A 26,418-nucleotide genomic window follows, 5' to 3' on the forward strand; every position below is an offset into this window, starting at 1 on the left:
AGGGAGATGAATTAACGTTTGAGATTCACCAGCTCCGACAGCAGCTCGTCGCTGGAGGAAATGATGCGCGCGTTGGCCTGAAAGGCGCGCTGGGTAGTGATGAGCTGGGCAAATTCGTTGGACAAATCCACATTGCTCAATTCCAGCGCGCCCGCCTCCACCCGCCCCAGCCCCTGGGTGCCAGGCGCCGCCGGCTGGGCCAGCGGGCCGGCCGCGGCAAGGTTGGCATACAAATTGTTGCCTTCCTTGGTGAGCACCTGCGGGTCCTGGAAGCGCTGCAACAGAATCTGCCCGCGCACAAATTGGGTGCCGTCGCTCAGCCGCACCGTGATGCGGCCTTCGGCGTCCACCGCGAAATTTTCCACCACGGCGGTGGGGCTGGCCGTAGCCGGCGCGCCGGTGGCATTGATTTGAATGTCGCCCAGGGTGGTCAAGCCGCTGTCAGCATAGCCTTGGACGCGCAAGCCCTGGTTGGTGACGAGGTAGCCATTCTGGTCGAGCCGAAAATCGCCGGCCCGCGTGGCATACGTGGCGCCGGACAGGGAATCCCGCACCAGGAAAAATCCCTCGCCGGAGATGCCCAAATCCGTGGCCACCCCCGTGCGGGTGAGCGCCCCTTGCAGAAAAGTGTTCTTGATGGCGGCGGTGGTCACGCCCGTGCCCACCTGCATGGCCGGGGTGGCGCTGGTGTTGCCCGAGCCGGGCGCCGCCGGCCGCAGACTTTGGCTGAAGGCATCCGCAAAGCTGATGCGGGCGGATTTGAAGCCCACGGTGTTGACGTTGGCGATGTTATTGCCAATGACATCCATGCTGGTCTGAAACTGCTGGATGCCGCTGACGCCGGAGTTGAGGGATCGCATCATAACGTTGGATTCAGGATTGAGGGTTGGGATTGGGCGTAAAGAGTGCGACACTGCGGATTTCGCTCATGTCATAGACCTGGCCGGCCACCACCATCCGCGGGGCGCCATTGTCCCACAACACGGCTTCCACGGGGCCGGAGGTGACTTCGCCGGATTGAGTCAGCAATTCCACCCGCGCCCCCAGCATGGAATTGGCCAGCAAAAATTGCTGCTCGCTGCGCAGGCGGCTCATCTCCGACTGCATCGAGCGGGCCTGCTCCAGCGCGCTAAACGAGGCCATTTGCGCAATGAACTCGGTGTCCTTCTGCGGATTCAACGGGTCCTGGGCGGAAAGCTGGGCCACGAGCAGTTTCAAGAAATCCTCCTGCCCCAGCGTGCGCTGCGGGATGCGCGCCGTGGTGGTGGGGTTTTGATAAGCGGCAGCCGGTGAAGATTGAACGGGGGTCACGGGCATAAGCATCTCCTAAGTTCAGGCCCACCATTCCCAACCCGTCGGGGTACGGCGTTTTTTGGGGGGTGGATTGCCGGCCAGCGGGGTCAGGGCAGCCCGCGGAGCGGGTGGTTCTTCCACGGCGGAGTTTTCCGGAGAACGTTGGGGCGGGCGGTCTGCGCCCCATTGTCCGGCCTGAGGGTGGAAGGAGGAATATTTCAAAGGCTCGACCACAATGTTTTGATCCGCCAACACTCGTTGCAAATCGCCCCAGGATGATTGCAGCCAGGCGCCGTCTCCACTTTGCAGCCGCGCCTCGGCATACACCCGCCCCGCGACCACCATCAACCGCAGGTGCAATGCGGTGTCTGCATCCGGGCGAATCAGCACCGACATGGAATCGGCCTTGAAATGGAGCAACTCCACCGCCATTTCCTGAATTTCCGTGGCCACCCGCGCCAGGCGCGCGGGATGCGCTGGCGTACCGTGCGCCAAACCTTCGGCAGCCGCCATATCCCCCACGATGCCCGGCATGGCCGAGCCATTCACGGCGTGGGCGGGCGCCGTCGGCGCGGGGTGAGTCAGTTCCGGCGGTTGGGCCGCCCGAAAAGGATTGGCCGCGCCTTCTCCGTTTTCTTTCTGGGGCGCGGCCCCGGTCTCCCCACCAATCGAGGCGGAAAGATGCTGAGGCACAGTTGCCGAGTCCGGCTGGACGGCTGGAACTTTTTGCAGGCCGTTGGCGGCAAGCTTTTCCGATTCCACGTGCGTCACCATACGCTCGGGAGGTAGAGCAGAACTGATGCCAGCCCTTGGACTGGGGGTAAAGCTGGGCATTTCCGGGGTGGTCGGCTCATCGCAAACAGCCGCTTGTGGGAGTTCCGGCCCATGGCCCTCCATGGACTCGGCGGCGCCGCCTGCCGGAGCGGGGGCAGAGGCTGCGGCGCGATGGGGGCCAAAACGGGTAATGGCTTGCTCAGGGACTTCCTTTCCCGGCTGGATTTCTGCAGCCGGCGTCAAGTCCGGCTCCAAAGCCGGGGAAGCGTCCGATGTTGGGCCGGGCGGGTGAACCGTAGCCGTCGTAGCAGTATTTGCAGGCATGGTGTCCATAAGGACAGCCCCGGGTAAAGCCTCAGGCGTGGCGGGTATTTCCCGGCTGGGAGAGGGGTGGGAATATTGTGCTTGGGCAGTGGAGAAAACTTCCGCTGTAGGCCCGGGTGGAATCGGCAATGGAACCGGTGGCACTATCAACGGCAGGCCGGCTTCCTGCGCCACCGTCTGCAATTCCAACAAGGAAATGCAGTCTGGTTCCGTGTGGGGCGTGGCCGGCGCAGGGTCACCGGCATTTTCCAAAATGGCTTCTGGTGGACTGCCCTTTGCGGGCAGGCACGCCAGCAAAAGCTGCCAGAAGCCCAAACTGGCCTCGGCGGGCGGGATGGCCTGCGCCACCGCCCCCTCCCCGGTTTGGAGGACGGGGCGAGCCGGCGGCGAAGCTTGCCCCACAGTGGTCATGGACGAGGTGTGTTGCCGGTGGCGCTGCGCACGCGGGTCAGGCGCAACTGGTCGGTAATATCCGCGGCGCGCCGCGCGTCATTGGTGCCGCCCTTGCCCAGGCTTTCCAGGATGGCCGCGGTCTCGGCCTCCTTCATGAAACTGAAGATTTTCACAATCATTTCGTCCGGCAGCTCGCGCACAATGGTGGCGGCGCCTTCGGGGGTCATGGCGGTATAGACTTTGGCCAGTTTTTTGAGATTCGCCGTTTCCTCTTCCTTGATGGTCACGATGTTTTTATCCAGCTCCACCTGCATGCGATGAACCAACTGGGTAATTTGGTTGATTTCGGCCCGCTCGGCCTGCAGGCGCGCTGCCAGCTCCTGAAGCTGGTGTTCTTTACGGGCAAGCAGTTCTTTCTCACTGCGCAGCTCGGCCATGAGCTGGTCCAGCTCCGGGTTGACGAAATGCCAGGAGGGGCCGTCCACCACGGCGCCCGTCTCACGGGGCAGCGCGCCAATCTGCCGGGCGACCCGGCCCGGCTCCAATAGAACAAGGGTGGTGACCAGAAAACAAATGGCCCCGGCCAGGGGGGTGACCAGGCGTTGGATGAGGAGGGGGTTCATAAGCTCAGGGAATCGGCGGCCATCGCCTCGGTGGCCCGCAGGGTTTCACCCTGGGACAAGAAACGCAAGGTGGCCAGTTCATCGAGTTGTTTCTGTTCTTCCCGCGCCAGCGCCAGCTCGTACTGCCGCCATTGGCGCTGCCGCAATTTTTCGACGGCCTCGCGCTGGCGGCGGGCCACGGCCAGGCGCGCCCAGGCCGCGGAGGTTTGTTCGCGGGCCTGTTGCAGGGCGGTTTCGGCCTGGCCACAACGCTCTTCCAGCAGCGCGCACCAATGCTGCCCATGCACCAGCCAGAGAGCCGGGGCGCCGGACGCCTCAAGCTCGCGCTGCCGCCGCCAGCCCTCTTCCAGATTCTGGCGGGCCTGCTGCAAAGCCGCCTCGGCCTGCTGGCGCGCGCGCAGACACCGTCCGTATGCCTCAAGAGCCTGGCGCTCCTGTTGCTGGCGCACCACGTGGACGGCTTGGAGGGTGAAACGAAATTTTTTCATGGTTTATGCCGGGCGGCCGGGTTCTTTGAGAAGTTCGGCGAGCCGCCGCCAGCTTTCCGCGGCGGCCACCCCTTCCCCCACCGCCTGACGCAGGAATTGGTTGAGCGGCTCGCGCAGGCGGATGGCGCGGTCAATGTCGGGATTGCTGCCGGCGGGGTAGGCGCCAATGTTGATTAAATCCTGGTTGCGGCGGTACACCGCCAGCGCCTCGCGGGCCTGGCCCGCCAGCGCCAATTGCTCCGGGGTTAACAAATCGCGCACCAGGCGGCTGACGCTGTCGAGCACTTCAATGGCCGGGTAATGATTTTGGGACGCCAAATCACGAGACAGCACAATGTGCCCGTCCAAGATTGAGCGCACCGAGTCGGCGATGGGGTCATTCATGTCGTCCGCCTCCACCAGGACGGTGAACAAACCAGTGATGGAGCCTTTTTCACCCGTGCCGGCGCGCTCCAGGAGCTGCGGCAGCAGCGAAAAGACCGAGGGCGTATAACCGCGCGTGGCCGGAGGCTCGCCCACCGCCAGGCCAATTTCCCGCTGGGCCATGGCAAAGCGCGTGACCGAGTCCATCATCAACAGCACATTGCGCCCGGTGTCCCGGAAGTATTCTGCAATGGCCGTGGCCAGGAAGGCGCCTTTCAGGCGCGCCAGGGCGGGTTGGTCGGAAGTGGCGACGACGACAATGGATTTGCGGCGTCCTTTTTCGTCCAAATCCTTTTCCAAAAACTCGCGGACTTCGCGGCCACGCTCGCCCACCAGCGCGATGACGTTCACATCGGCCTCGGCGTGGCTGGCAATCATGCCCAGCAGGGTGGACTTGCCCACCCCGCTGCCAGCAAAAATCCCCAGGCGCTGTCCGCGGCCGCAAGGGACGAAGGTATCGAGGGCTTTGATGCCGGTTTGGAAGACGTGCTGGATGCGCTGGCGGCGCAAGGGATGCGGGGGTGGCAGGTGCAAGCCCACCTTCACGCCATCCGGCAGGGGGCCACGGCCATCCAAGGGACGGCCCAGACCATCAATCACCCGGCCCATGAGGGCTTCACTCACGGAGGCCTGCAACGGATGCCCCAAGGCCACCACTTCGCTGCCGGGGTGAATGCCGTGCACTTCCCCCAACGGCATGAGGAGCAGGTGATGATTGCGAAACCCCACCACCTCAGCCAGCGTGGTGCCATCCTTGCGGGCGGACTCGATGCAGCAGACTTCCCCCACGGCGGCCAGCGGGCCTTCGGATTCAATCACCAGCCCCACCACCTGCACCACGCGGCCGCGGCTTTCAAAGTGGCGCACCTGCCGGGCGCGCGCGGCCAGGGCCTGCAAGCGCCGGGCGGGCGAGTTGTGGGCCAGGTCTGGGTCAAGCCGGTTCATGCAGCAAGGTTTGTTTGACCATTTGCAGACGAGTCTCCCGCCGCGCATCAATCAGCCCAAAGCGCGTCTTGACCAGGCAGCCGCCGCGGCTTACCTCGGGCGATTTGACAAATTGCAGGACATCCATGCCCCCGGCGGGCAGGAGCAGCGGGGAATTGACCTGTTGCAGCAGGGCCAAGTCGTCGGGATGCAGGCACACTTGAATTTCCGTGGCCTCCTCAACCTGCGCCAGGGCGTCGCGCACGGCGGCCTCGACCATGGCCGGGGTGATGGGCAGGCCCGCCACCAGTTTCTGGGCCACTTCGAGGGCCAGCTCCACGAGGGCATTTTCGCACTCACGGGCCACCCGCGGCACCACCTGGCGCAGGCTCTCCAGGACGCCGTTCTGCAGTTCAATCAGCTCCGCCCGCTGCCGCAAAAGCTGCTCGCTGAGCGCCTTTTCGCCGTCGCGCCGGCCGCGCTGGTAGGCGGCCTCCTCGCGGGCGCGCACCTCGGCCTCCGAAGGGCCGGAGGCCGGTTGCGCCCGGCAGACCTCCAGCAGGGGGCGGTCCAGCTCAAGCGTTTGTTGCCATCGCTTCATTGCGGCTGCTTTGCAAGATTTCCACCAAATCCAGCTCGCCTTCGGCCTCAAGCCGGCGCACCACTTCGATGATGCGGCTCTGGGCGGCCTGGACTTCCTTGGCCTTGACGGTGCCGAGGAAGTTGATTTCTTCGTTGACGGTCTCGGCCGCGCGGCGGCTGACCCCCGCGAGCAATTTTTTCTTGAGCGTTTCGGACGCGTTTTTCAGGGCCATGGCCAGGTCGCGCAAGTCCACCTCGCGCATGATTTTCTGAAGGGAGGTGTTGTCCAGCAGCGCCAGGTCATTGAAGGTGAACATCTTGGCGCGGATATCCTCGGCCAGGGCGGCGTTTTGCTCCGTCAAAGCGTTGAGAATGGCGCGGCTCAGGTCGCGGTCCATCGCGTTCAACAAATCCGCGGCGGCGCGCAGGCCGGCGGCGGCAGCCACCCCGCGCCGGGCCACGCCCGCCGGCCCCAGTTTGCGGGCCAGCATCTGGGCCAGTTGCTCCACCGTATCCTGCGGGGCGCTGGTCAGGGTGGCCAGCCGCTCCACCACGCGGGCCGGCAGGGGCTCGGGAAGATTTTTGAGGACTTCGGCGGCCCGCTCATTGGGCAGATGGCTGATGACCAGGGCAATGGTCTGGGGGGTCTCATGCCGCAGCAAATTGGCCAGGGCCTGGGTATCCATGGCGCGAATTGGCTCCCACACCGGCGTGGACGCCGCCGCGGACGGCGCCACACGGCTCAATATCGCCTCGGCCTGCACTGCTCCCAGGGCTTTTTCCAGAATGGCGCGGGTGGAGGCCACCCCGCCCGCCACGCCCGAGGCCGCGCTGACCGCCAACGACATGAATTCTTTCATGATCAGGGTCTGCACCTCTCCGCTGATGAAAGGCAGGCGGGCCATTTCGGCGGTGATTAACTCCACTTCCTTTGGCTCAAAACGCCGCAGGATTTCGCCCGCTGTCTCCGGCCCCAGCATCAGCAAAAACGCCGCCAGGCGCTGGACTTTGGGCATCTTCAGAAATTCCGCCTCCGCCGGCGTGACCGCCGGGGCCGGCGCAGTGCCCGGGGATGTGGGTTCAGCTTCGGCCATGATGCTTAATCGTTAGCGCGGCCCCGCAGCATCCAGGCGCGAATGGCCTGGGACATGTTGTCGGGATTTTCGCGTATCAGTTGGTTCAAGGCTTCGACACTCAAAACTTCCTCTTCCGGAGCTTGGCCGCGCGCCAGTACCGGTTTGGCGCGGACGCCACCGGGTTTGCCGTGCCCATTGCCGTGGCCGTTGCCATGCCCGTTGCCGTGTCCGTTGCCGTGGCCATACCCCAGCGGGACACCCAGGGGAATGGCTTCATCAGCCGTGCGGCGGAGCATCCGGAAGAACAGGGCCAGCACCACCAGCGCCAGCGCGGGATAGGCCAGCTTGGGCAGCAAATCCATCCAGAACTGCCGCCGCTCCTGCTGCTGCAACTGTTGGGCCACCTCCACCTCCAGGGCATCGTTGAACGGCATTTCCTCCAACACAATTTCATCCCGGCGCTGGGGGTCCGCCTCCACGATGCCCAGCGCACTCTGCACAATGCGGCGCAATTTCTGCAATTCTTCCGGCGTCCGCGGCTCCACCACGCGATTGGTGCCGCTGCCGGAAGTGCGGGCGGCGATGAACACCGCCGCGCTGAGCCGCTTGATGCCGCCGGCCAGTTGCGTCATGTTGCTGGTGGTCCGGCTGAATTCGTACTGGTTGTTGGTGGTCTTTTTCTTGGTGGTGGACTTGTTGATGGAGGCAGTGGAAGCGGTGGTGGTGGCATTGGTGTCGGTCACTGCGTTGGCGCTGACTCCCGGCACGCCGCCCGGCCCGCCGGCGTTGGTGGTGTCGGTGCTTTCGTCATTCAAGGTGGAGACGCGAATCACCTGGCTGTCCGGGTCCAGCTTCTCTTCCGTCCGGGTCAGACTGTCAAAATTGATGTCGGCGGAAACCCGGACCACGGCCTGCCCCGGCCCAAGCACCTTTTCCAGCATCCCTTCCGCCTTCTTGGACAGATAAGACTCGAGATTTTTGCGGGCGGCGAGCTGGGTGGCCGTCAAGCCGGCCACGGAATCGCCCTCGGCCTCCTGCGAGAGCACGTTGCCGCGGTTGTCCACCACGCTGACGCGGCTGGCCTGCAAACCTTCCACCGCATTGGCCACCAAAAATTGAATCGCGCTCACCGACGAGGCCGAAAGCTGAGCCAGTCCCTTGGTCTTAATAAATACCGACGCCGTGGGCCGCCGGGAGTTGTCCGCCAGCAACCGGTTTTCCGGGATGACAATCATGACGCGGGCCGCCTCCACTTCATCCAACTGGCTGATGGTCCGCGCCAGCTCGCCCTGCAACGCGCGCAGGTAATTGGCGCGCTGGACGAAGTCCGAGATGCCGAAGTTGGGTTTGTCGAATATCTCGAAGCCCACGCCCGATTCATTTTTGGGGAGGCCCTTGGCCGCCAGTTGCATGCGCACCTGATGGACTTTGGCCGCCGGCACGTAGATGGAGCCCTGCCCGGTGCGGTAGGGGATTTTGGCATCGTCAAGGGCCGCGAGGACCTTGGCCGCCTCGGCATCCTCCAGACGGCCATAGAGCAGGGCGTAGTCGGTGCGGCTGCTCCACAAGACCATGCTCACCAGGCCGCCCACCACCACCGCGCCGGCGAGCACCACGCTGATGCGCTGGTTGAGTCCCAGTTGTTTCCAGATGGCCGCCAACTGGCGGCCCAGTTGAGCCAGAGCGACATTCATGGCTTAGAGCTGCATGCGCATCAGTTCCTGATACGACTCGAGCAGTTTATTGCGGACTTCCACCATGAGCTGAAAAGAGACCTGGGCCTCCTCCATGGCGATGACCGTTTGATGCAAAGACACATTTTTGCCCGCCAGCAAATCATTGACGGCCTCCCGTGCCTGCAACTGGCGGCCATTGACTTCCGTCACGAAATGGTCCAGCAAACGCCCAAACGCCGGTGGTTCTGCCGCCCCAGAAGCGCCTGACGAAGCGCCCAAGTTTTGGAGTTCGGCGGGGGAGATGCGGCCCGGCGCCGCCGGAGCCATGGGGGAGGTGACCGCGGTGGCGCTGCTGGCCAGATACGCTTGAACAGGAGAAACAGGTATCATGGCACGCGGGCGGGTTAACTGCGTTTGCCAATGCTCAAGGTCTGCGCCGCCATGGTCCGGGCGGTCTTGACCACGGCCAGGTTGGCCTCGAAGGCCCGCGAGGCGGCAATCATGTCGGCCATTTCCTCGTGGATGCTGATGTTCGGCAAGGCCACCATGCCTTGGGCGTCAGCGTCCGGATGCCCAGGGTTGTACACGAGGCGGAAAGGCCGGGGGTCAGGCACGATTTTGCTGACAGTGACCTTCGCCGGGCCGGCCGCGCCGGGGCGGCCCAATTCCTGGCGCAGGAGACTCTCAAACACCACCTGCTGGCGGCGGAAAGGTTTGCCATCCACACCGCGGGTGGTGTTGGCATTGGCGATGTTTTGACCAATCACCTCCATGCGGATACGCTCGGCCTCCAGTGCCGAGGCGGTGCTTTCTACGGCGGGGATGAGCTGAATCATACGTCAAAAACCTCATATCGGCCGTCCGGTGATGGCCAGCCGCAATTTCACCAGCGTACCGGTGATCAATTGCGTTTCCACCGCATGGGCCAGGCTGTTCTGGTTGAGCTTGAGAAGTTCCTGCTCCAGTTGCACGGTGTTGCCGTCGCGGTTCCGGGCCACGGCGGTGGCATCCACTTCCAGTTGGGGGGCCAAGGCGGCAATGCGGGCGGGGTCCTTGCTGGCGACGGCCTGGCGCAATTCACTTTCAAAAGCCGGGGAAATATCCACGCGCTTGTAGCCGGGGGTCTCCAGGTTGGCCAGGTTGCTGGCTATCGCCTCGTGGCGCAACAAGGTGGCGTCCAGCATCTGCTTGGCCGCCACGTAATTCGGCTGATTGAACAAGGCGCTTATCATACGGCGTCCGTTGTCGCACTGCTGAGCATTTTGAGTGCCATGGACGCCGGAGGCTCTAAACCCGGCTTTATCAAGAAGAAATGCCGACCGACTGGAAAATCTTGCCGCTCCTGCCGGGAAAGCTCCCGGCAAACTCTGCCCTGCGCTCAGGCCTTCTTGCGGTAAGCCACCGTTTTGCCCAGGGTCACCGACTCGAAGCACTCATCCACATAGAGGGTGGTTTCGCTGGCCCCCAGGAAGAAATAACCATCCGGTGCCAGGCGGGCACGCACGCCATTGAGGATGTTGCGTTTGGTGGCGGTATCAAAGTAAATCAGGACATTGCGCAGGAAAACCAGGTCAAACAACGGAGACGGCGGCAGGGGACGCGCCAGGTTCAACTCCTGAAACTCCACCATCGCCCGCACCTCCGGGTTGATTTGCCAGTTCTGGTCCGGGAGTTTTTTGAAATGCTTGACCAGCAGCATGGCGGGCATGCCGCGGTTGACCTCCAACTGGGTGTAGATGCCGGCACGAGCGCGCTCCAGACTTTCAGTGTTGATGTCGGTGGCCAGAATCTTCACCTGCCAGTCTCTGAGCTGGGGAAAATACTCCCGGATGGTCAGGGCGACGCTGTAAGGCTCCTGTCCGGTGGAGCATGCCCCGCACCAAATGCGGAGGGTGCGCACCGATTGGCGCTTCTGCATCAATTCCGGCAGCAGTTGTTTCCGCAGCGCCTCAAAGGGATGCAAATCCCGGAAAAAGAGGGTCTCGCCAATAGTCAGCGCCTCGATGGTCTTGTGGTGGGCGCCATTGACCGGCTCGGAGCGCAGCCGGGCAATCAGGTGATTGACCCCCGGCAATCCCATGCGCTGGGCCAGTGGCGCCAGGCGGGTTTCCACCAGGTATTCCTTGCCCGGATCAATGATGATGGCTGCCTGTTCGCGCAATAAATTGCGCACGTAATTGAATTCGTCCGCCGTAATGGCCATAACCTAAACCACCGCCGCCGTCCTGGCAGCGGAACTTAAATGTTGGGGCTGCCAACCGGGCCGCCCGACCTGTAATTTTTGCGTAATGAGCAAGGCCAGTTCTTCCAGAGGCCGCACCGCCTCCGCCACCCCCGCTTTCACCACCGCGCCCGGCATGCCCCACACCACGCTGGTGGCTTCATCCTGAGCGATGACCGAGCCGCCGGCTTCGCGGATTTCGCGCCCGCCACGCAAGCCATCCTGTCCCATGCCGGTCAGCACCACCGCCAGCGTGCCCTGGCCATACACCGCGGCCGCCGAACGAAACAACACATCCACCGCCGGCCGGCAGGAGTTTTCCGGCGGGTCCTGGTTCAAGTGCGCCGTCACTTCGCCGTTGTGACGGGCCACAGCAAGGTGGTAGTTGCCCGGTGCCACCAGTCCCTGGCCGACGCGCACCAGCATGCCATCGCTGGCTTCGGAAACGGGGATGCCGCAATGGGCCGTGAGGTGCGTCGCCAGCATCCGGGTGAACATCGGCGGCATGTGCTGCACAATCAGCAGCGGCACCGGCAGGTTTCGCGGCAGGCCGCTGAGCAGCACCGCCAGCGCATTGGGACCGCCGGTGGAGGCTCCAATCACCAACGCTTCCACTTTTGGGGAATGATTGCCGGCCAGCGAAGTCAGATTGACGGGAAGCGCCGGCGCCGGCACGGGCGCCTTGACGGCGGCAGTTGCCGCGGCCGTCCGTTTGGCGGGCACGAGCGCTTTAAGTTTGGGGACAATGGCCTCGCGGGTCTGGCGCAGCCCCTCAGAAATGGTTTCGGCGCCGGAAGGTTTGTGGACGTAATCATTGGCCCCCAGCGTGAGGGCCTGCACGGTGGCGCTGGCGCCAAACTCGGTCAACGTACTGAACATGACCACCGGCAATTTGGGATACTGCTTGCGGATTTCCCGCAAGGTCGTCAGCCCGTCCATCTCCGGCATTTCAATGTCGAGAATCACCATGTCCGGGTTCAACTGCGGCAGGCGGGCCAGGGCAATCTTGCCATTGGCGGCCACGCCAACGACTTCGATATCGGGGTCTTGCGCCAGGGCTTGCGACACGACCTGCCGCACCACCACGGAGTCGTCCACCACCATGACCCCGATTTTAGGCATAATTGGGTGAAGTTCAGGCCACTCCCAACAGCGAGAGCTTTTCCTGAATCACTTCTTTGGTGAAGGGTTTCATGGCGTATTCATTGGCGCCGGCCTCCAGGGCCTGCGTCACCTGTTCCACCTCCGTCTCGGTGGTAACCATCATGATTTTCATTTCATCATACGCCGGCTCCGCCCGCACGGCTTTCACAAACTCATAGCCGTTCATCTCGGGCATGTTCCAGTCCACCAGCGCCAGTTCCGGCCGCTCGGCCTGGACTTTTTCCAACGCCTCCACCCCATTGGCCGCCTCCACGATCTCCATGCCCATTTCCCGCAGAATGCGGCCAATGATGTTGCGCATGATTTTGGAATCATCTACTACCAACGCTTTCATAAGGCTTGCTTAATCATGGTCTCCGTTGCCCGTGCCCGCCGCCAACAAGGCTGGGGCGGCCCGCCGGGGCGAAATCTCACGCTGCCGTGCCGGCCCTGGAGCCCGCCAAACCGCCGCCTGGCTCTGGCTCCCTTCGCCGGCCTCCGCTTCACTGCCCAGTTTGAACTGCGCCGCCGCCGCCTGCAGCTCCTGCGCCAACGCGCCCAAATCCTGCGCCACTCGCAAACTCTCGGCCGCCGCCTGGGTGGTGCTTTGGGCGGCCTGCGACACCCCCGCTATGTTCCGCGCAATCTCCTGGCTCCCCTGCGCCGCCTCCGCCGCGTTCCGCGTAATCTCGTTCATCGTCGCCGCCTGCTCCTCCACCGCGCTGGCAATCACCGTCTGAATCTGGTCAATCTTCCGGATCACCTCCCCAATCTCCCGAATCGCCTCCACCGCCCCGTGGCTGTCCCCCTGAATCGTCTGAATCTTCACCGCAATCTCCTCCGTCGCCCGCGCCGTCTGCTTGGCCAGCTCCTTCACCTCGTTGGCCACCACCGCAAACCCCTTCCCCGCCTCCCCCGCCCGCGCCGCCTCGATCGTCGCATTGAGCGCCAGCAGGTTCGTCTGCTCCGCAATGCTCGTAATCACCTTCACCACGTTGTTAATCTCCGCGCTCGACGCATCCAGCCGCCCCATCGTCTGATTGGCCCGCTCCGCCGCCGTCGCCGCCTGATTGGCCACCTTCGCCGCATCCACCGCCTGCCGCGCTATCTCCTTGATGGACGCGCTGATCTCCTCGGCCGCCGTCGCCACCGTCGCCACCGACTTGCTCACCTGCTCCGACGCCCCCGCCACCACGTTCGCCTGGCTGGCCGTCTCCTCGGCGGTGGCGCCCATTTGCTGGCCGCTGCCCACCAATTCGCTGGATTGCGCCTGCAAGGTGGTGCTGCTTTGCTGCACTTTACGGAACATGCGGCGCAGTTGGCGCACCATTTCGTTCATGGCCTGCGCCAGCTCGCCGGTTTCATCTTTGGAATGAATCTCCAGCTCGCGGCTGAAATCCCCCTGGGCCAGACGCTGAGTGAAGGCCACCCCCTGGTTTATGGGTCTGACAATTCGGCCGGCCACATAGAAACCGCATACCAGCGCCACCACCACACCCACCGCCGCCACGCCCAGCGTCCATCGCAACAATCCGCGAAATTGCTGCCCGATTTGCAGGCATGTCTGCATCACCCCCTGCGCCACCCCTTGCAATGAATTGCGCACCTCCATGTATTCATCCTCATAGCAACCGGCGTTGATGACCCAGTTCCACGGCTCGTAGTACATCAAAGCTGCCACTTTGACGCGATTGGTGGTTTCACCCGGATTCCGCCACTCATACGAGTCAAACACCGGCTCCCCTTTGGCCGCCACGGCCTTGTTCACCGTCTCCTGCACAAACGGCCGGCCTTTGGCATCACGCACTTCCCAAATGTTTTCGCCATCCCGTTTGCCGTCTTTGGAGATGATGTACACGCCGCGCTGACTGCCCGTGCCGCCCACGATGACCACGTTGCCGGTTTTTCCTACCCTGGTTTGCTGCACCATGCGGGCCACCTCCAGGTTCACATCGCGCAAACTCACCCCCGTGTAGAGCATGCCAATGACCTTTTCCTTTTTCTCATCCCAAATCGGCTCATACACGGCGGCATGCCAGTCATCCACCACGAAGGCCCGCCCGCGGTACGTCTGGCCGCTGAGCACGGCCTTGAGCACGGGGTTCTCGGTGCCATCGGGCTGCATGCGCGGGATGTAAGTGCCAATGGCCCGTGTGCCATTGGTCTTTAACACGCTGGTGCACACCCGCAACATGTCCCCCTCCTCATTCATGCGCTGAAAGATGGTGCAATAATCCCGGGTGGTCTGCTTCACAAAATCCACCAGCGGCGCCGGCTGGTTGGTGGTGGTCACCTGCCCCAGCCATTGCTGGCCCAGGCAAAAACCCGGGAGCGTGATGTTTTTCTGCTCCCCGTTAAATTGATTCACCACCGTCCAGGGAACCGTGGTGTTGGCCAGCCGGAATCCGCCCGCCTCCTCAATCTGCTGATGGGCCACCCCCAACGCATGTAACAGCCGCCGCTCCGTGCGCTTGTCCGATGCTTCCAGCAGCGTGTAAATGCTGCGCGCGCTTTTTTCCAAATCCGCCCACATTATCCGGCGCAGCTCGGACTCCATTTCCTGCTTCAGTTTATCCGTGTTAGCCTGCGCCTCCTGAACGCGCTGGTTAATCTGGCGGGACTCCAATAAAATAACAGCCACCAGCACTGCTGCCATGCTGACAGCCAGACCGGCGCCTAAAGCAATGATTTTGGTGCGTATCTTCATCAGCGTATGTCACGGGTCCGCCATGGTGAGTTGGCCAATTCCAATCCCCTATCGGCAAAAACGGCGGGTAACTTAAGTTTTTTATGCTCGAAAGAGTCGAAAAATCACTCATGCGGCACCGGCTAAACTGGAAGATTAGAGGGTATGCCACCAGACCTCCTTACGGCACTCAATCCGCGGCCGCCTGTGCCCTGTGCGACACGGTTGCGGCGGTTGTAGGTTCAGGGAGTGGAATCCCTGACTACTCGGAAGTTATTGCGCGAGAATATATTAAGCCTCTGAATTGAGGCTTCAAACGGACTCGGCAGTGGCAGGCTCATTCACCTCGGGCAGTGGCAACTTCCCTAATCGGCTGGATTGACGCAGCTTATCTTGATACTCGGCAATGCGCATGGCGGCCCGCACATGGGCCCGAAACACACCCGAGTCATACGGTTTGTAGAGATAGGCGTCCGCCCCCGAATCCAAGGCTTGAATCAAATCCTCTTTGGATTGCATGCAGGTGGTCATTAACAAATAAGTGCGTCCGTCCTTTTGCTCCATACGCACGCGCCGACACACCTCCAGGCCGTCTATGTCCGGCATCATCCAATCCAGCACTGCCACGCCAGGCGGGTTCGGTCCCAAAAGAATTTTCAAACAATCCGCCCCGCAGCCCGCAGTAATAATTTCATGACCATCTTTGGCCAGATGGTTGTACATCACGCGCAAAGCCAGCGCGTTGTCATCCACGATTAAGATTTTCATGGTTCAAGCACGGCTAATCAATAACGCTGCCCGGGCACCCGGCAGCCAGGCATGCCGCTGACTGCAACCGTTATGGTTAACGTCCCTATTTTCATCGGCAGGTCCGGCCAAAACTTAAGTGTTATCTTTCGTTGAATCTGTCCCTGTGGCTCCCAGCCTCCAAACTCAACCGCCGGCAGCCCTTCCGTGGACTGCCGGCGGCGGTCTGATGGCGTCTGAGGTTGCTCAGGCGGCCACCATATTGGCCTCAGGTTTGACCTCCGTCTTGGAGGCCGGGGTGCGTTTGGGCATCCGTTTCTGCAAGGCCTCGGGCACTGGCGCGCCGCCCGCCATGCCATGGCCATTGCCGCCGGAATCCAGCTTGAACTGGCCGACCATGACCTTGAGATCGCCAGCCAGCCGCGCCAGTTCGTTGGCGGCGGCGCCGGTGCCCGCCACCGCCTGGGTGGTGCTTTGGGCGGCCTGCGACACCCCCGCAATGTTCCGCGCAATCTCCTGGCTCCCCTGCGCCGCCTCCGCCGCGTTCCGCGTAATCTCGTTCATCGTCGCCGCCTGCTCCTCCACCGCGCTGGCAATCACCGTCTGAATCTGGTCAATCTTCCGGATCACCTCCCCAATCTCCCGAATCGCCTCCACCGCCCCGTGGCTGTCCCCCTGAATCGTCTGAATCTTCACCGCAATCTCCTCCGTCGCCCGCGCCGTCTGCTTGGCCAGCTCCTTCACCTCGTTGGCCACCACCGCAAACCCCTTCCCCGCCTCCCCCGCCCGCGCCGCCTCGATCGTCGCATTGAGCGCCAGCAGGTTCGTCTGCTCCGCAATGCTCGTAATCACCTTCACCACGTTGTTAATCTCCGCGCTCGATGCATCCAGCCGCCCCATCGTCTGATTGGCCCGCTCCGCCGCCGTCGCCGCCTGGTTGGCCACCTTCGCCGCATCCACCGCCTGCCGCGCTATCTCCTTGATGGACGCGCTAATCTCCTCCGCCGCCGTCGCCACCGTCGCCACCGACTTGCTCACCTGCTCCGACGCCCCCGCCACCACATTCGCCTGGCTGGCCGTCTCCTCGGCGTTGCTGCTCAACTGGCTGCCGGCCGCGCTCAATTCCTGCGAAGAAGCGGCCAGGGTATCCGAAGTCTCGGCCAGTGACTTCATGTTCTTGCGCAGGTTAATCACCATGGAGTTCACCGCCTGCGCCAGCTCCCCAATTTCATCCGACCGCGCAATGGACAAGGTCTGCGTCAAATCCCCGCTGGCCACCTGGCTGGTCAAGCCAATCGCCTGCTTCAAGGGCGGAATGATGTTGCGGACGATGAAAATGGCCACAGCAACACCCGCTACAATGCCAATCAACAAGGCAATTATAATAAATGTCCTTGCCGTGGATAACGAAGCAGCCGCTACATTGGACTTTTGCATGCTGAGACCAATGGAATTGGTCACCACCATATCGGCCTGGCTCAGAAGTACCTCCGCCACCTCCGCCCGACTCTTATTCAATTCTTCACGTTTCTGCCAAGTCTTGAGGAAATCAGCCATTTCTTTCTGATAGTCGGCGCCGGCTTTTTCAACGGCCGCCAACTGTTTGATGTTAATTTCCTGCCGGGTCAGGGCTTTCAAAGCGGCAAACTTGGCTGGCAGTTCGTTAAACTTTTTCATGGTTTCCTGAAAAAGCTCTGGGTTGCGCGTGGCCTGTGACTTGAAATTGCCCACACGTATGGCATTACCAATATCAATGACATCATTAATGAGTTTGATTTTCTGCACCCTTTCACGAAACTGCTCCAAATCCAAATTCTGGCCTTGGTTGGTCTGGCTCAGCAGTTGATCCAATATTTTGCTCTGGCCCTCCAGGTAAGCATAGCATTCCCGCATGTATGAGGCCGCCGCAGCATCCATTGCTTGACGCAGCATTTTCAACATGTTGTTGGCCTCCACGGTTTGTAGAGACAATCGCTCATATTCTGCTGCTTTTTCTTCGGCCACCTTGGCAGCCTCACTAAGAAAAGCCAGAGTCTCGCCACGTTCCTTGGCAAGGTTTCTGGCTTGATTGATTGCCTCCTTGGTTTTTTCAAGGCGTTGCAGTCCCAGAGCCAGGAAATTAGTTTCCTCAGTGTAGGCATAGCCTCGCATCTGATACATGGTCCAGAGGGCATTGCCTTCCACCCCACTGGCCACCGCGGTGGCCGGCATGTAATCCTCGGCAATAACATCGGCGGTTTGGTGGACCTGGTTCATTTTGAACACGGCCAGGACGCCTATGATGGCGGTGATAACAAGCACGCCGGCAAAACCGGCATTGATTTTGGCGCTAAGTTTCATAAACGCTTCATTTTTTGGAGGGTTGGTTGCAGTTTGTGACTGATTGGCTTTTCGATTACGACAGGGAAATGGCTTTGGTTTCATCCAGCAGCAGCAACAGGCGGTCCTCCCGCCGGGCCACGCCGCGCAAAAGAGCCCGAATCACTGGATTCACCGTCTCAGGCGGCGTTTCCATTATCTCGGGAGCCACCTCCTGAACGTCTTCCACCTGGTCCACCATCAGGCTGACGGCGCCGTCGCCATCGGAAAGCAGCACATGCACCGGCGCGGTCTCGGCGGATCGCTCCGGCAAGCCCAGCCGCCGCCGCAAATCAATGGCGGTGACAATCTGGCCGCGCAAATTGAGCAGGCCCCGGATTTCCGGCGCGGCCAGCGGCACGGGGGTCATGGATTGATTGCGCACCACCTCCTGCACGCGCAGGACCGGCGCGCCAAAGAGGTAATTGTCCACGGTAAAAGTGCAATACAGCTCAGCGGTTTTCATAGGCTTGCTTCGTTCAAACTGCGGCGGTCATCAAACCGGCGGCCTGCACCACTCCGGGCACGTCCACCAGCTCCGTGGTGCGCCCTTGTATGACGCAACGGCCCTGAATGCCGGTGCGCGCCTCGTGCCGGTCCAGTTCGACAGCTTGCTCTAAAATGTCCATGATGGTTCCCACCACCAGGCCCACGGGGCGGTCTTGGCAGGTGTACACCACCACATTCAGATCGCCCTCCTCAGGATCGGCATATCCCAGGAACTGGCTTAGGCGCACCAAGTCCATCAACCGGCCGCGGTACTGCACCACCTCCCGCCCGCCGGCGTGCTCAACCTGGGTGCGCGCAATCTTTTCCAGACGGCCCACCGTGGCCAAATCAATGGCCAGCCGCTGCTGGCCCAAGGCGCACAGCAACAACTGGCGCGCCTGCGCCCCGGCCCGCCCGGCAGCCGCAGCGGCTTCCACCCGCCGGTGCTCGTGCTCCTGCGCCTGGCGCAACACATGAGCGTGTTGAGCCAGACCCAGCACATCCAGAATCAACGCCACCGTGCCATCGCCCAGCACGGTGGCGCCGGCAAAGACCGGAATGCGTTTGAGGTGTTTGCCCAGCGGCTTGACCACAATTTCACAGGTGTCATTGATGCAATCCACCACCAGGCCAAACTGCTGTTGGTCGGCCTGCAACACCACAATGTTGACCGCGCCATTGTCCTCCGCCGCCGGCGGAACTTGAAACACGCGGGACAAATACACCAGCGGCAGCAGCCGTCCCCGCAACCGGCATACCGGCGCGCCCATGATTTCCTCGATTTGCCGGCGGCGTTGGTCCGCCTCCACCCGCACCAGCTCCACCAGGTTGACCTGGGGCACGGCGTAGCGCTCCGTCCCGCAGGTAACCAGCAGGGCGGGAATGATGGCCAGCGTCAGCGGGATTTTGATTTTGACTGTAGTGCCCTGGCCGGGCGTGCTTTCCACATCCACCGAACCGCCCAATTTCTCGATGTTGGTCTTCACCACGTCCATCCCCACGCCGCGTCCGGAAACATTTGTGACTTTTTCCGCCGTCGAAAACCCGGGCAGGAAAAGCAGGTGAAACGCCTCGCGATCAGTCATCCGATGAGCCTGCTCCGCCGTAATCAATCCTTTCTCCAGGGCTTTGGCCTTGACTTTGGCGGCCTGAATGCCGCGGCCATCGTCGCTGACCTCGATGTTGACCTGTCCGCCTTCATGGAAGGCGCGCAACACCAGCCGCCCCATCTCCGGCTTGCCGGCGGCTTTGCGCTCGGACGGCAGCTCGATGCCGTGGTCCAGCGCGTTGCGGACCAGGTGCAACATGGGGTCTTTGATGGCCTCGATAATCGCCCGGTCCAGCTCCGTATCCTGCCCAATCAACTCCAACTGCACCTGCCGCCCCAAGGCCATGGCCGTGTCCCGCACCACACGCGGAAGTTTGCTCCAGGCATTCTGGATGGGTTGCAGGCGCGTTTTCATCACTTCTTCCTGCAACTCGGTGGTCACCAGATTCAAACGCTGCGCCACGGTGTTCAACTGGGTGTTTTCCGCATGGTCGCTGAGCTGCAGGATTTGATTCCGGGCCAGCACCAGCTCGCCCACCAGATTCATCAACCGGTCCAGCAGGCCCACATCCACGCGCACATGGCTTTCGGCCATGCTGGAAGTAGCCGAGACCGCCGGGGTGGCGGTGGCAGTCTGTTCACATTCTTTATTGGCCATATTTGCATTATTTGAAGACTCGCAGACCGGCGCGGGCGCCGGCGTGGCCGGTATGGCAGTGACGGCGGCCGCGGCCGGCTCCGCCGGGGCCGGGGAAGCCGGGGCAGGCAGGGTGGCCTGCGGCGCGGCAGGGGTTTCCGGGGCGGCAGCCGGAGCTGGCTGGCTTTGCAGCAGGCGATTAATTTTGAGCGCCAAAGGGGCGTGTTGCAAAGCAGCGTCGTTGCCCTGCGCCTCAATAAGCGTCATGGCCTGCTGCAAGGTGTCCACCAGATTTAACAATAAAGTGGTGATTTCCTGGCTCACCGCCATCCGCCCATCCCGCAAACGGCTTAAGAGGTTCTCTCCCGCATGAGTCAGCGCCTCCAGCTTTTTCAAGCCCAGAAAGCCGCTCGCCCCCTTGATGGTGTGCACCGCGCGGAAGATGCGCGACAAAATCTCCCGGTCCTGGGGATTCTTCTCCAATGCCACCAGGTCCGCCTCCACCTGGGCAAGATGCTCACGCCCTTCGGCGATGAACTCGCGGGTCAAATCAACGTTGTCCATGAGGCCAGCAATTCCAGAGTTAAACCGGCAAAGGCTCCCATGCCAGGGAGCAGCAACACGCGTGTTATCGGCACTGACCCGTGCAACTTGAGAAAAAACCGCGTGACAACTATCGGCTAAACTTTTGCCGCCCGATGCCGATAAGTCGGGCGTGATGATGGAAGCCTGTGCCGCGGCCAGGCAGCCATTGCCGGGTCATTTGATGGGAAACCCTGAGATGAATGTTTATTTTTTAGATGACGGCCAAAGCCTCTGGCCCTTTGTGCGGGACCGGGTCCTGAGCGAATTGACCAGCCGGGGCCATGAAGTGCTGCCTCGGCAGGATGCCCAGGCACTGCTTGACCTGCTGCGCAACTCGCATGAGCCATCGGTTACGGTCATCGGGCCTGAGCTGCATGGGCTGAAGGGAATGGAGTGGGTGCGCCGGGTGCGCGCCAGCGAATGCGCAGTGCGGCCCCACCTGTTGCTGGCGCTGGATGACGACGGAGCTCGCGCAGTCATCGAAGCTCTTCAGGCGGGCGCCGATGATTGCCTGCCGGCCCCGTGGCAGCCGGATGTCTTTGCCGCGCGGGCCCTGGCCGCCGTCCGCCTGGCCACGCATCAGCGGCAGTTGTTGGACGAGATCAAACAACGGGATCATGTCCTTTCCCAGATGGTTTCCCCTCTCAAAGGGGAAAACAAAGAAACGGCCGCCAGCATAATTGCCGAAGCGCCCCCTGCCGCGCCTGCCAACGTCAAAGCCACTAATGGCGCTTCCGTTAAACACGATCCAAAACAGATACTGGCGGAAATCATGCCCGCCGAGGGCGTGGAGCAGTTGGTGGCAGAAACGCTTTTCTCCATGGGCTTCAGTGAAAGTGAGCCGGAAATCCGGCCAGACCGCTCGCTGGAAAATCCTTTCAGCCTGGTCCATTTTCTCATCCTGCCGGGAAAAACCTTGTGGCTGGACCTGCTCCTTGAAGCCGACCGCCCGTCCAGCCGCAAATTATTTGAGGCCTTCAGCGGCATGGATGCCGAAGGCGCTGCTGACAGCGATTTCATGGATGCCTTGGGGGAGACGTTGAATCTCATTCAGGCCGCCTTGAAAGCCCGTTTCAAAGCGGCCAAGTACGATATTCTGACGCCCATTGTGCCGCAATACGTGCCGCCAGATAAGTTGCCGCCGGGCATTCATCAATCCATTTACAGCCGCCATTTGTATGCCATGGGCGATATTGAGTTACGTTTCACGTTGTATGTCCATGGCCGGCCGGTGACCAAAAAGCCGCTCAAGGCGCTGACCCTTGGCGATGTGCTGGTGGAACCGCTGCGGCCGGATGAAGAGTCGGACCTGGTCATCATCAACAAGGGCACCCTCCTGGCCGGGCGTTATCTCGAAAAAGCCGCCGGCGTGGCCGAAAACGCGCCCCAAAAACTCTACCAGCCCATCGTGGAACCCTCCCTGCTGGGGCTGGCCGTGTGCAAAAAATAAGCGGGGCCTGGCGCAGTCAAACCCCCGCGGCTGGCTCGCCGAAAACCTGGCCATCGCGCAGTTCCACCACGCGCCCCGCCCGCGCCGCTATGCTGGCGTCGTGCGTGGCAATCACCAGCGCCGTCCGGTGCTCTCGCTGCAGTGAAACCAGCAAATCAATAATCTGCCCGCCGGTCTGGCTGTCCAGATTGCCCGTCGGCTCGTCCGCCAAAATCACGTCCGGCCGGTTGATCAAGGCCCGCGCCAGGGCCACCCGCTGTTGCTCGCCGCCTGAGAGCTGCCGGGGGCGATGCCGCCAGCGTTCACTCAATCCCACCCGCGCCAGCAGCTCGCGCGCGCGCGCCTCCGCCTCGTCCGCGGGCAACCGCGCCAGCCGGGCCGGCAGGCAGACGTTTTCCAGAGCATCCAGCTCAGGCAGCAGATGATACGCCTGGAAAACCAGGCCGATATGGCGGTTGCGCATGGCCGCCAATTCGAGCGCCGACAGCCGATGCACAGGCAGTCCGCGAAAAAAGATTTCTCCCGCGGTGGGCTGGTCCAGGCCGGCCAGCAGATGCAATAACGTGCTCTTGCCCGCGCCGGAAGCGCCGCGCACGGCCACAAATTCACCCGGTTGCACCTCCAGTGTCACGCCCCGCAGCACCGGCACGGCCTGGCCGTCCACGTGAAAGGTTCGGCGCACCTCGCGCGCTGCGAGCAACGGCTGGCGAGCGGGGGGCGGGGCAAGCTCACTCATACCGCAGGGCCTCCACCGGATGCAGGCGCATGGCCCGCCACGCCGGCAACAAACCGGCGGCCACACACAGCAGCATGGCGCTGCCGCAAATCATCAGCACGTCCCAAGGCATGGTCAAAGCCGGCAGCTCATGAAAGGCGTAAATGCTCGAAGGAAACAAATCCATGCCGGTGGCCTGATTCATGAAGCGCAAGAATTCATTGCGCCACCGCAACAAGCTCAGCCCAAAGCCCAGGCCGGCCGCCACGCCCAGCACGCCCACCAACAGGCTCTGGCTGAAGAACAGCCACGCCACCTGACGGTGGGTGGCGCCCAGGCTCTTCAAAATGCCAATCTCGCGCGTCTTTTGGTACACAAAGGCAATCTGGGTGCCCGTAATGCCAAAGGCCGCCACAATCATCACCACAAACAACACCACAAACATGGCCTGTTTTTCGACGGCCAGCGCATTGAGAATCACCGAGTTTTCCTCCATCCAGGTGGAGATGGCCAGCTCGCCCCCCAGCCGCGAGCGCAGCTCCGCCCGCACCCGGTCAGCCTCCATCGGATTATGCAACATCACCAGCAGCCCGTGCACCAGGTCATCCAAATCATACAAGTCCTGCGCGTTCTCCAGCGACGTGGCAATCACCGTGGCGTTGTATTCGTAATGGCCCACGTCAAAAATGCCCGTGATGGTGTAATCGTCCGGCAAGATCGCCTGCTCATTGGTCTGGCCCAGGCTCTGGCGCATTTTCTGCAGATTGCGCGGGGAATACACCGCCAACCGGTCACCCACCGTCACCCCCAAACTGTGGGCGCACTCGCTGCCGATGACCAGGGTGCGTCCCTCCAGATTAAATTCGCCTGAGCGAATGCTGGCCGGCAGGCGGCTCACCGTCTTCTCCAATGCCGGCTCCACGCCGCGCACATACGGCGTGAATACGACCGGATTACGATTGCTGTCCCCCGTCTGCGTTTCCACCAAGACCGGGCCCAACACAAAAGGCGCAACCCCGCGCACATCCGGACATTGCAGAATTTGCTCGCGCAGCCGCTCCCACCCCCCCAGCGGGGCCTGCGGATGAAAGACCTTGAGATGCGCGTTGAAGCCCAGAATCTTGTCGCGCAGCTCGCGGTCAAAGCCGCTCATGACGCTGATGACCACAATGAGCATGCCCACCGCCAGCATCACGCCCACCACCGCGATGAGCGTGATGACCGACACATAGGTACCCCGGGGGCGGAAATACCGCAGCGCCAGAAACAATTCAAACGGCAGCCTTGACACAGCCCCGTAGCGTCCAAAGCCAGCGCCTTTGTGGCAAGCTTAATGTGTGCCGCGCCGGCGGGAGCCAACCGGCAGACAGGCGCTTTCTCCCCTATTGCCTGCATCGCTTCCCTAGTTCCTGCTTGCCCCGTCCGCCCGACAGGGTAGAGTAATTGTATGCGAGAAATGCCACGAATTTTCCCGGCCAGCGTGTTGTTCTTGAGTCTGTTACTGCCGCTTGCGGCGCAAATCCCCCAGCCCGGCAGCGAGGGCCGAGCCAAACTGCCCTGGTTGTCCAGTTACACCGAAGCCCTGAAACGGGCCGAGCGCGACAAAAAGCCCATCCTGCTCGATGTGACCACCGACTGGTGCAGTTGGTCCAAGAAAATGGAGCGGGAGACCTTTGCCGACAAGGAAGTGCAAAAAGAGATGAGCGATTTTCTGCTCGTGCGGCTGAATGCCGAGGAGGAAGCCAACGAAAGCGTGGTCAAGGAATTCAAGGTGAGCAGCTATCCCACGCTGCTGGTGCTCAATTACAAAGGCGAAGTGGTGGGGCAAGCGGAGGGCTTTCTGGACGTCAAGGACATGAAGGTGTTTTGCCAGAAATACAAGAGCGTCTTCAAAGGCAATCCCCTGGGCTACAAGGAAGTGCAACTGCCGCCGGAGGACCCCCTGTTTGCCGCGTTGGAAAAGGCGCGCAAACTCTCGGACAAAGCCCGGGAGCAGGGGTATGCGCAAGTGCTGGATTATTATGAGTGCAAAATTCAGGCCGATGGCCGGGACCGCGCGCTGATTCGCTCCACCTATTGGGTGCTGGATGACGAGGCGTTCGGGCTGCCTGAACCCGAACGAGTCTATGATTCCGCCCGCTTCAAAATCACCTTAAAATCCGTGCGCATCCTGAACGAGCGCGGCCAGGGCCGCGAGGTGGATACGCGCCTGGCAAAAATCGAGAATGTGTACTCCGAAGAAAGCATTTATTGGGATGTCAAACGCATCAGCCTGGACATCCCCGCCGTGAAAAAAGGCCAGATTCTCGACATCATCGAGGAATGGGAGCGGCAGCCTATCATGCCGGGCGAATACTTTATGCGCTGGAACACCGGCCTCAAGGTGCTGGTGGACTCCGACATCATCCTCACTTTTCCGAAAAATTTTCCCTTGAAATACAAGGCGCAACGGTGCCCCACGCCGGTGGAGGAAAAAATCCTGCCGGATGGATGGGTGCAATGGCGGTTGAAGACCTCCAACTTGGAACCCGCGGAGGTGGAGCCGTACATCTCGCCGCTGGATTTATGGGAGGGAGTCATTTTTCACACCCGCCTGACGCCGGATGACCTGGCGAAGTGGTACACGGGCCTGTGCAAGGGCCGGGACCAACTTCCGCCGGAGGCGAAGACGCGCCTGCGGGAAATCCTGGCCAAACACCAGGGGGCTGAAGAGCGGTTGCAGGCCATCATGGATTGGGTGACCAAGGACATTCGCTATGTCAGCCTGGCGTTCAAAGACTCCACCCATCAGCCGCATCCGGTGAAAGATACCTTGGGCCGCAAATATGGCGATTGCAAAGACCAGTCGCTGCTGGTGATGGCCCTGTGCCGCGAGGCGGGTTTTCAGGCGCATCTGGTGCTGCTGGGACAGGAGTTTGGGGAGGAGCCGGACCCGGAGACGTTGGCGGTGGAAAAATTTGACCATTGCATCGTGCAGGTCAAAACCAAGGAGAAAATCTACTACCTGGACCCCGCCGCCGGGCCGCGAAAAGTCGGCCAAATCGTCAAGCAGTATGCCAGCCACCCCGCATTAGTCATTGAGGGCAACAAGGGCAGCATCGTGACCCTGCCCCCCTATGACACACAGGCCAATAAGGAGCATACACACGCCATTTTTGAGATTACGCCTGAAGGCGGCGGCGTCATCATTGAAAAAATGCGCCGGGAGGGCGAGGCCGCCCGCCGGAGCAAGGAGGAAATCAAGGATACCGGCGTGGACAAAGTGCGGCGCGTGCTGGAGGAGCGGTTCAAATCCGCCGGGGGCAAGGTGCTGGAGTTCACCATGACCAAACCGACGGATGAAGGCGATGTGTTTGAAAGTTACTTGAAGGTGCGGTTGCCGCGGGTGGGCATGAAACTGGCCGACGGCCTGATGCTGCAACTGGGCACCACGCCAGCCATTAATCCGGAAATTATCGGGGAAGAGCGGCAGTACCCGTTTCGGTTTCACGCCACGGACCCCTTGAGGCGCACCTTCGAAATCATCCTGCCTGAGGGAGCCAAACTGGCCGACCCGCCCGAGTCCATTGAAATCAATGAGCCGTTTCTCAAGGCGTTCCGCAAATTCAAAGTGGAGGACAACAAGATTACCCTGGAGGAGCACTTTGAGTTTCTCACCGCCCGGTTGCCGGCGTCCGACAAGGACAAGGTGCGTGAAACATTCCGGCGCTGGCATGAAAACCGCACCATGGCCCATCGGATTTCTCTGCCGAAAAAGTAAACG

At 61.7% G+C, this 26,418-nt stretch carries 24 protein-coding genes; 2 read left to right on the forward strand and 22 right to left on the reverse strand.

Annotation, left to right across the window (positions count from 1 at the left end; genetic code table 11):
- Window positions 1–11 precede the first annotated feature (11 nt).
- From NXS98_RS10845 to NXS98_RS10940, 20 genes are all read right to left on the reverse strand, one after another.
- Window positions 12–863 (reverse strand): flagellar hook-basal body protein, encoded by an 852-nt coding sequence (locus NXS98_RS10845; protein WP_283844992.1) that lies wholly within the window; start codon window positions 861–863, stop codon window positions 12–14.
- Between the two features lie 10 nt (window positions 864–873).
- Window positions 874–1,317 carry a flagellar hook capping FlgD N-terminal domain-containing protein gene (locus tag NXS98_RS10850; RefSeq protein ID WP_283844994.1) on the reverse strand — a complete coding sequence of 148 codons (444 nt, stop codon included), beginning with the start codon at window positions 1,315–1,317 and terminating at the stop codon, window positions 874–876.
- Window positions 1,318–1,332: 15 nt separating this feature from the next.
- Window positions 1,333–2,802, reverse strand: coding sequence for a hypothetical protein (locus NXS98_RS10855; RefSeq protein WP_283844995.1), 1,470 nt, complete (start codon window positions 2,800–2,802; stop codon window positions 1,333–1,335).
- Entirely contained in the window at window positions 2,799–3,407 is a 609-nt protein-coding gene (locus NXS98_RS10860) for a MotE family protein (RefSeq protein WP_283844996.1), read from the reverse strand. The genes NXS98_RS10855 and NXS98_RS10860 overlap by 4 nt, the downstream gene beginning before the upstream one ends.
- The gene (fliJ, locus tag NXS98_RS10865; protein WP_283844997.1) at window positions 3,404–3,895 is read right to left on the reverse strand and encodes a flagellar export protein FliJ; all 492 of its coding nucleotides are present in this window, start codon (window positions 3,893–3,895) and stop codon (window positions 3,404–3,406) included. The genes NXS98_RS10860 and fliJ overlap by 4 nt, the downstream gene beginning before the upstream one ends.
- Before the next feature lie 3 nt (window positions 3,896–3,898).
- Window positions 3,899–5,263, reverse strand: coding sequence for a FliI/YscN family ATPase (locus NXS98_RS10870; RefSeq protein ID WP_283844998.1), 1,365 nt, complete (start codon window positions 5,261–5,263; stop codon window positions 3,899–3,901).
- Window positions 5,250–5,843: a FliH/SctL family protein gene (locus tag NXS98_RS10875; RefSeq protein ID WP_283844999.1), complete on the reverse strand. Its 594-nt coding sequence runs from the start codon at window positions 5,841–5,843 to the stop codon at window positions 5,250–5,252. The genes NXS98_RS10870 and NXS98_RS10875 overlap by 14 nt, the downstream gene beginning before the upstream one ends.
- Complete coding sequence (fliG, locus tag NXS98_RS10880; protein ID WP_283845000.1) at window positions 5,818–6,918, reverse strand: flagellar motor switch protein FliG; 1,101 nt, start codon at window positions 6,916–6,918, stop codon at window positions 5,818–5,820. The genes NXS98_RS10875 and fliG overlap by 26 nt, the downstream gene beginning before the upstream one ends.
- A 5-nt stretch (window positions 6,919–6,923) precedes the next feature.
- Window positions 6,924–8,594 carry a flagellar basal-body MS-ring/collar protein FliF gene (gene fliF / locus NXS98_RS10885; RefSeq protein WP_283845001.1) on the reverse strand — a complete coding sequence of 557 codons (1,671 nt, stop codon included), beginning with the start codon at window positions 8,592–8,594 and terminating at the stop codon, window positions 6,924–6,926.
- Window positions 8,595–8,597: 3 nt separating this feature from the next.
- Window positions 8,598–8,966 (reverse strand): flagellar hook-basal body complex protein FliE, encoded by a 369-nt coding sequence (gene fliE, locus NXS98_RS10890; protein ID WP_283845002.1) that lies wholly within the window; start codon window positions 8,964–8,966, stop codon window positions 8,598–8,600.
- Between the two features lie 14 nt (window positions 8,967–8,980).
- On the reverse strand, window positions 8,981–9,412 hold the full coding sequence (gene flgC / locus NXS98_RS10895; protein ID WP_283845003.1) for a flagellar basal body rod protein FlgC: 432 nt from the start codon (window positions 9,410–9,412) through the stop codon (window positions 8,981–8,983).
- A 12-nt stretch (window positions 9,413–9,424) separates the two neighbouring features.
- Window positions 9,425–9,808: a flagellar basal body rod protein FlgB gene (gene flgB / locus NXS98_RS10900; protein ID WP_283845004.1), complete on the reverse strand. Its 384-nt coding sequence runs from the start codon at window positions 9,806–9,808 to the stop codon at window positions 9,425–9,427.
- 146 nt (window positions 9,809–9,954) lie between these two features.
- Window positions 9,955–10,779 (reverse strand): CheR family methyltransferase, encoded by an 825-nt coding sequence (locus tag NXS98_RS10905; RefSeq protein WP_283845005.1) that lies wholly within the window; start codon window positions 10,777–10,779, stop codon window positions 9,955–9,957.
- A gap of 3 nt (window positions 10,780–10,782) precedes the next feature.
- On the reverse strand, window positions 10,783–11,919 hold the full coding sequence (locus NXS98_RS10910) for a protein-glutamate methylesterase/protein-glutamine glutaminase (protein WP_283845006.1): 1,137 nt from the start codon (window positions 11,917–11,919) through the stop codon (window positions 10,783–10,785).
- 13 nt (window positions 11,920–11,932) lie between these two features.
- On the reverse strand, window positions 11,933–12,295 hold the full coding sequence (locus NXS98_RS10915; RefSeq protein ID WP_283845007.1) for a response regulator: 363 nt from the start codon (window positions 12,293–12,295) through the stop codon (window positions 11,933–11,935).
- A gap of 9 nt (window positions 12,296–12,304) precedes the next feature.
- Window positions 12,305–14,647: a methyl-accepting chemotaxis protein gene (locus NXS98_RS10920; RefSeq protein ID WP_283845008.1), complete on the reverse strand. Its 2,343-nt coding sequence runs from the start codon at window positions 14,645–14,647 to the stop codon at window positions 12,305–12,307.
- A gap of 291 nt (window positions 14,648–14,938) precedes the next feature.
- The gene (locus NXS98_RS10925) at window positions 14,939–15,394 is read right to left on the reverse strand and encodes a response regulator transcription factor (RefSeq protein ID WP_283845009.1); all 456 of its coding nucleotides are present in this window, start codon (window positions 15,392–15,394) and stop codon (window positions 14,939–14,941) included.
- 225 nt (window positions 15,395–15,619) lie between these two features.
- On the reverse strand, window positions 15,620–17,713 hold the full coding sequence (locus NXS98_RS10930) for a methyl-accepting chemotaxis protein (RefSeq protein ID WP_283845010.1): 2,094 nt from the start codon (window positions 17,711–17,713) through the stop codon (window positions 15,620–15,622).
- Between the two features lie 55 nt (window positions 17,714–17,768).
- Window positions 17,769–18,197, reverse strand: coding sequence for a chemotaxis protein CheW (locus tag NXS98_RS10935; protein ID WP_283845011.1), 429 nt, complete (start codon window positions 18,195–18,197; stop codon window positions 17,769–17,771).
- Window positions 18,198–18,210: 13 nt separating this feature from the next.
- Entirely contained in the window at window positions 18,211–20,469 is a 2,259-nt protein-coding gene (locus NXS98_RS10940; protein WP_283845012.1) for a chemotaxis protein CheA, read from the reverse strand.
- A gap of 217 nt (window positions 20,470–20,686) precedes the next feature.
- Here NXS98_RS10940 and NXS98_RS10945 point away from each other — a divergent pair, with 217 nt between their 5' ends.
- A complete protein-coding gene (locus tag NXS98_RS10945; RefSeq protein ID WP_283845013.1) occupies window positions 20,687–21,940 on the forward strand; it encodes a response regulator transcription factor in 1,254 nt (417 codons plus the stop codon).
- A gap of 16 nt (window positions 21,941–21,956) precedes the next feature.
- Here NXS98_RS10945 and NXS98_RS10950 read toward each other — a convergent pair whose 3' ends face one another.
- Together NXS98_RS10950 and NXS98_RS10955 are read right to left on the reverse strand one after the other, a co-directional pair.
- The gene (locus tag NXS98_RS10950; RefSeq protein ID WP_283845014.1) at window positions 21,957–22,676 is read right to left on the reverse strand and encodes an ABC transporter ATP-binding protein; all 720 of its coding nucleotides are present in this window, start codon (window positions 22,674–22,676) and stop codon (window positions 21,957–21,959) included.
- Window positions 22,669–23,946, reverse strand: a complete 1,278-nt coding sequence (locus tag NXS98_RS10955) for an FtsX-like permease family protein (protein WP_283845015.1) — start codon at window positions 23,944–23,946, stop codon at window positions 22,669–22,671. Before NXS98_RS10955 ends, NXS98_RS10950 begins: the two co-directional genes overlap by 8 nt.
- A 156-nt stretch (window positions 23,947–24,102) precedes the next feature.
- Here NXS98_RS10955 and NXS98_RS10960 point away from each other — a divergent pair, with 156 nt between their 5' ends.
- Window positions 24,103–26,415: a thioredoxin family protein gene (locus tag NXS98_RS10960; protein ID WP_283845016.1), complete on the forward strand. Its 2,313-nt coding sequence runs from the start codon at window positions 24,103–24,105 to the stop codon at window positions 26,413–26,415.
- The last annotated feature ends 3 nt before the right edge of the window (window positions 26,416–26,418 follow it).

This window comes from Fontisphaera persica (assembly GCF_024832785.1).
Classification (GTDB): Bacteria; Verrucomicrobiota; Verrucomicrobiia; order Limisphaerales; family Fontisphaeraceae; genus Fontisphaera; species Fontisphaera persica.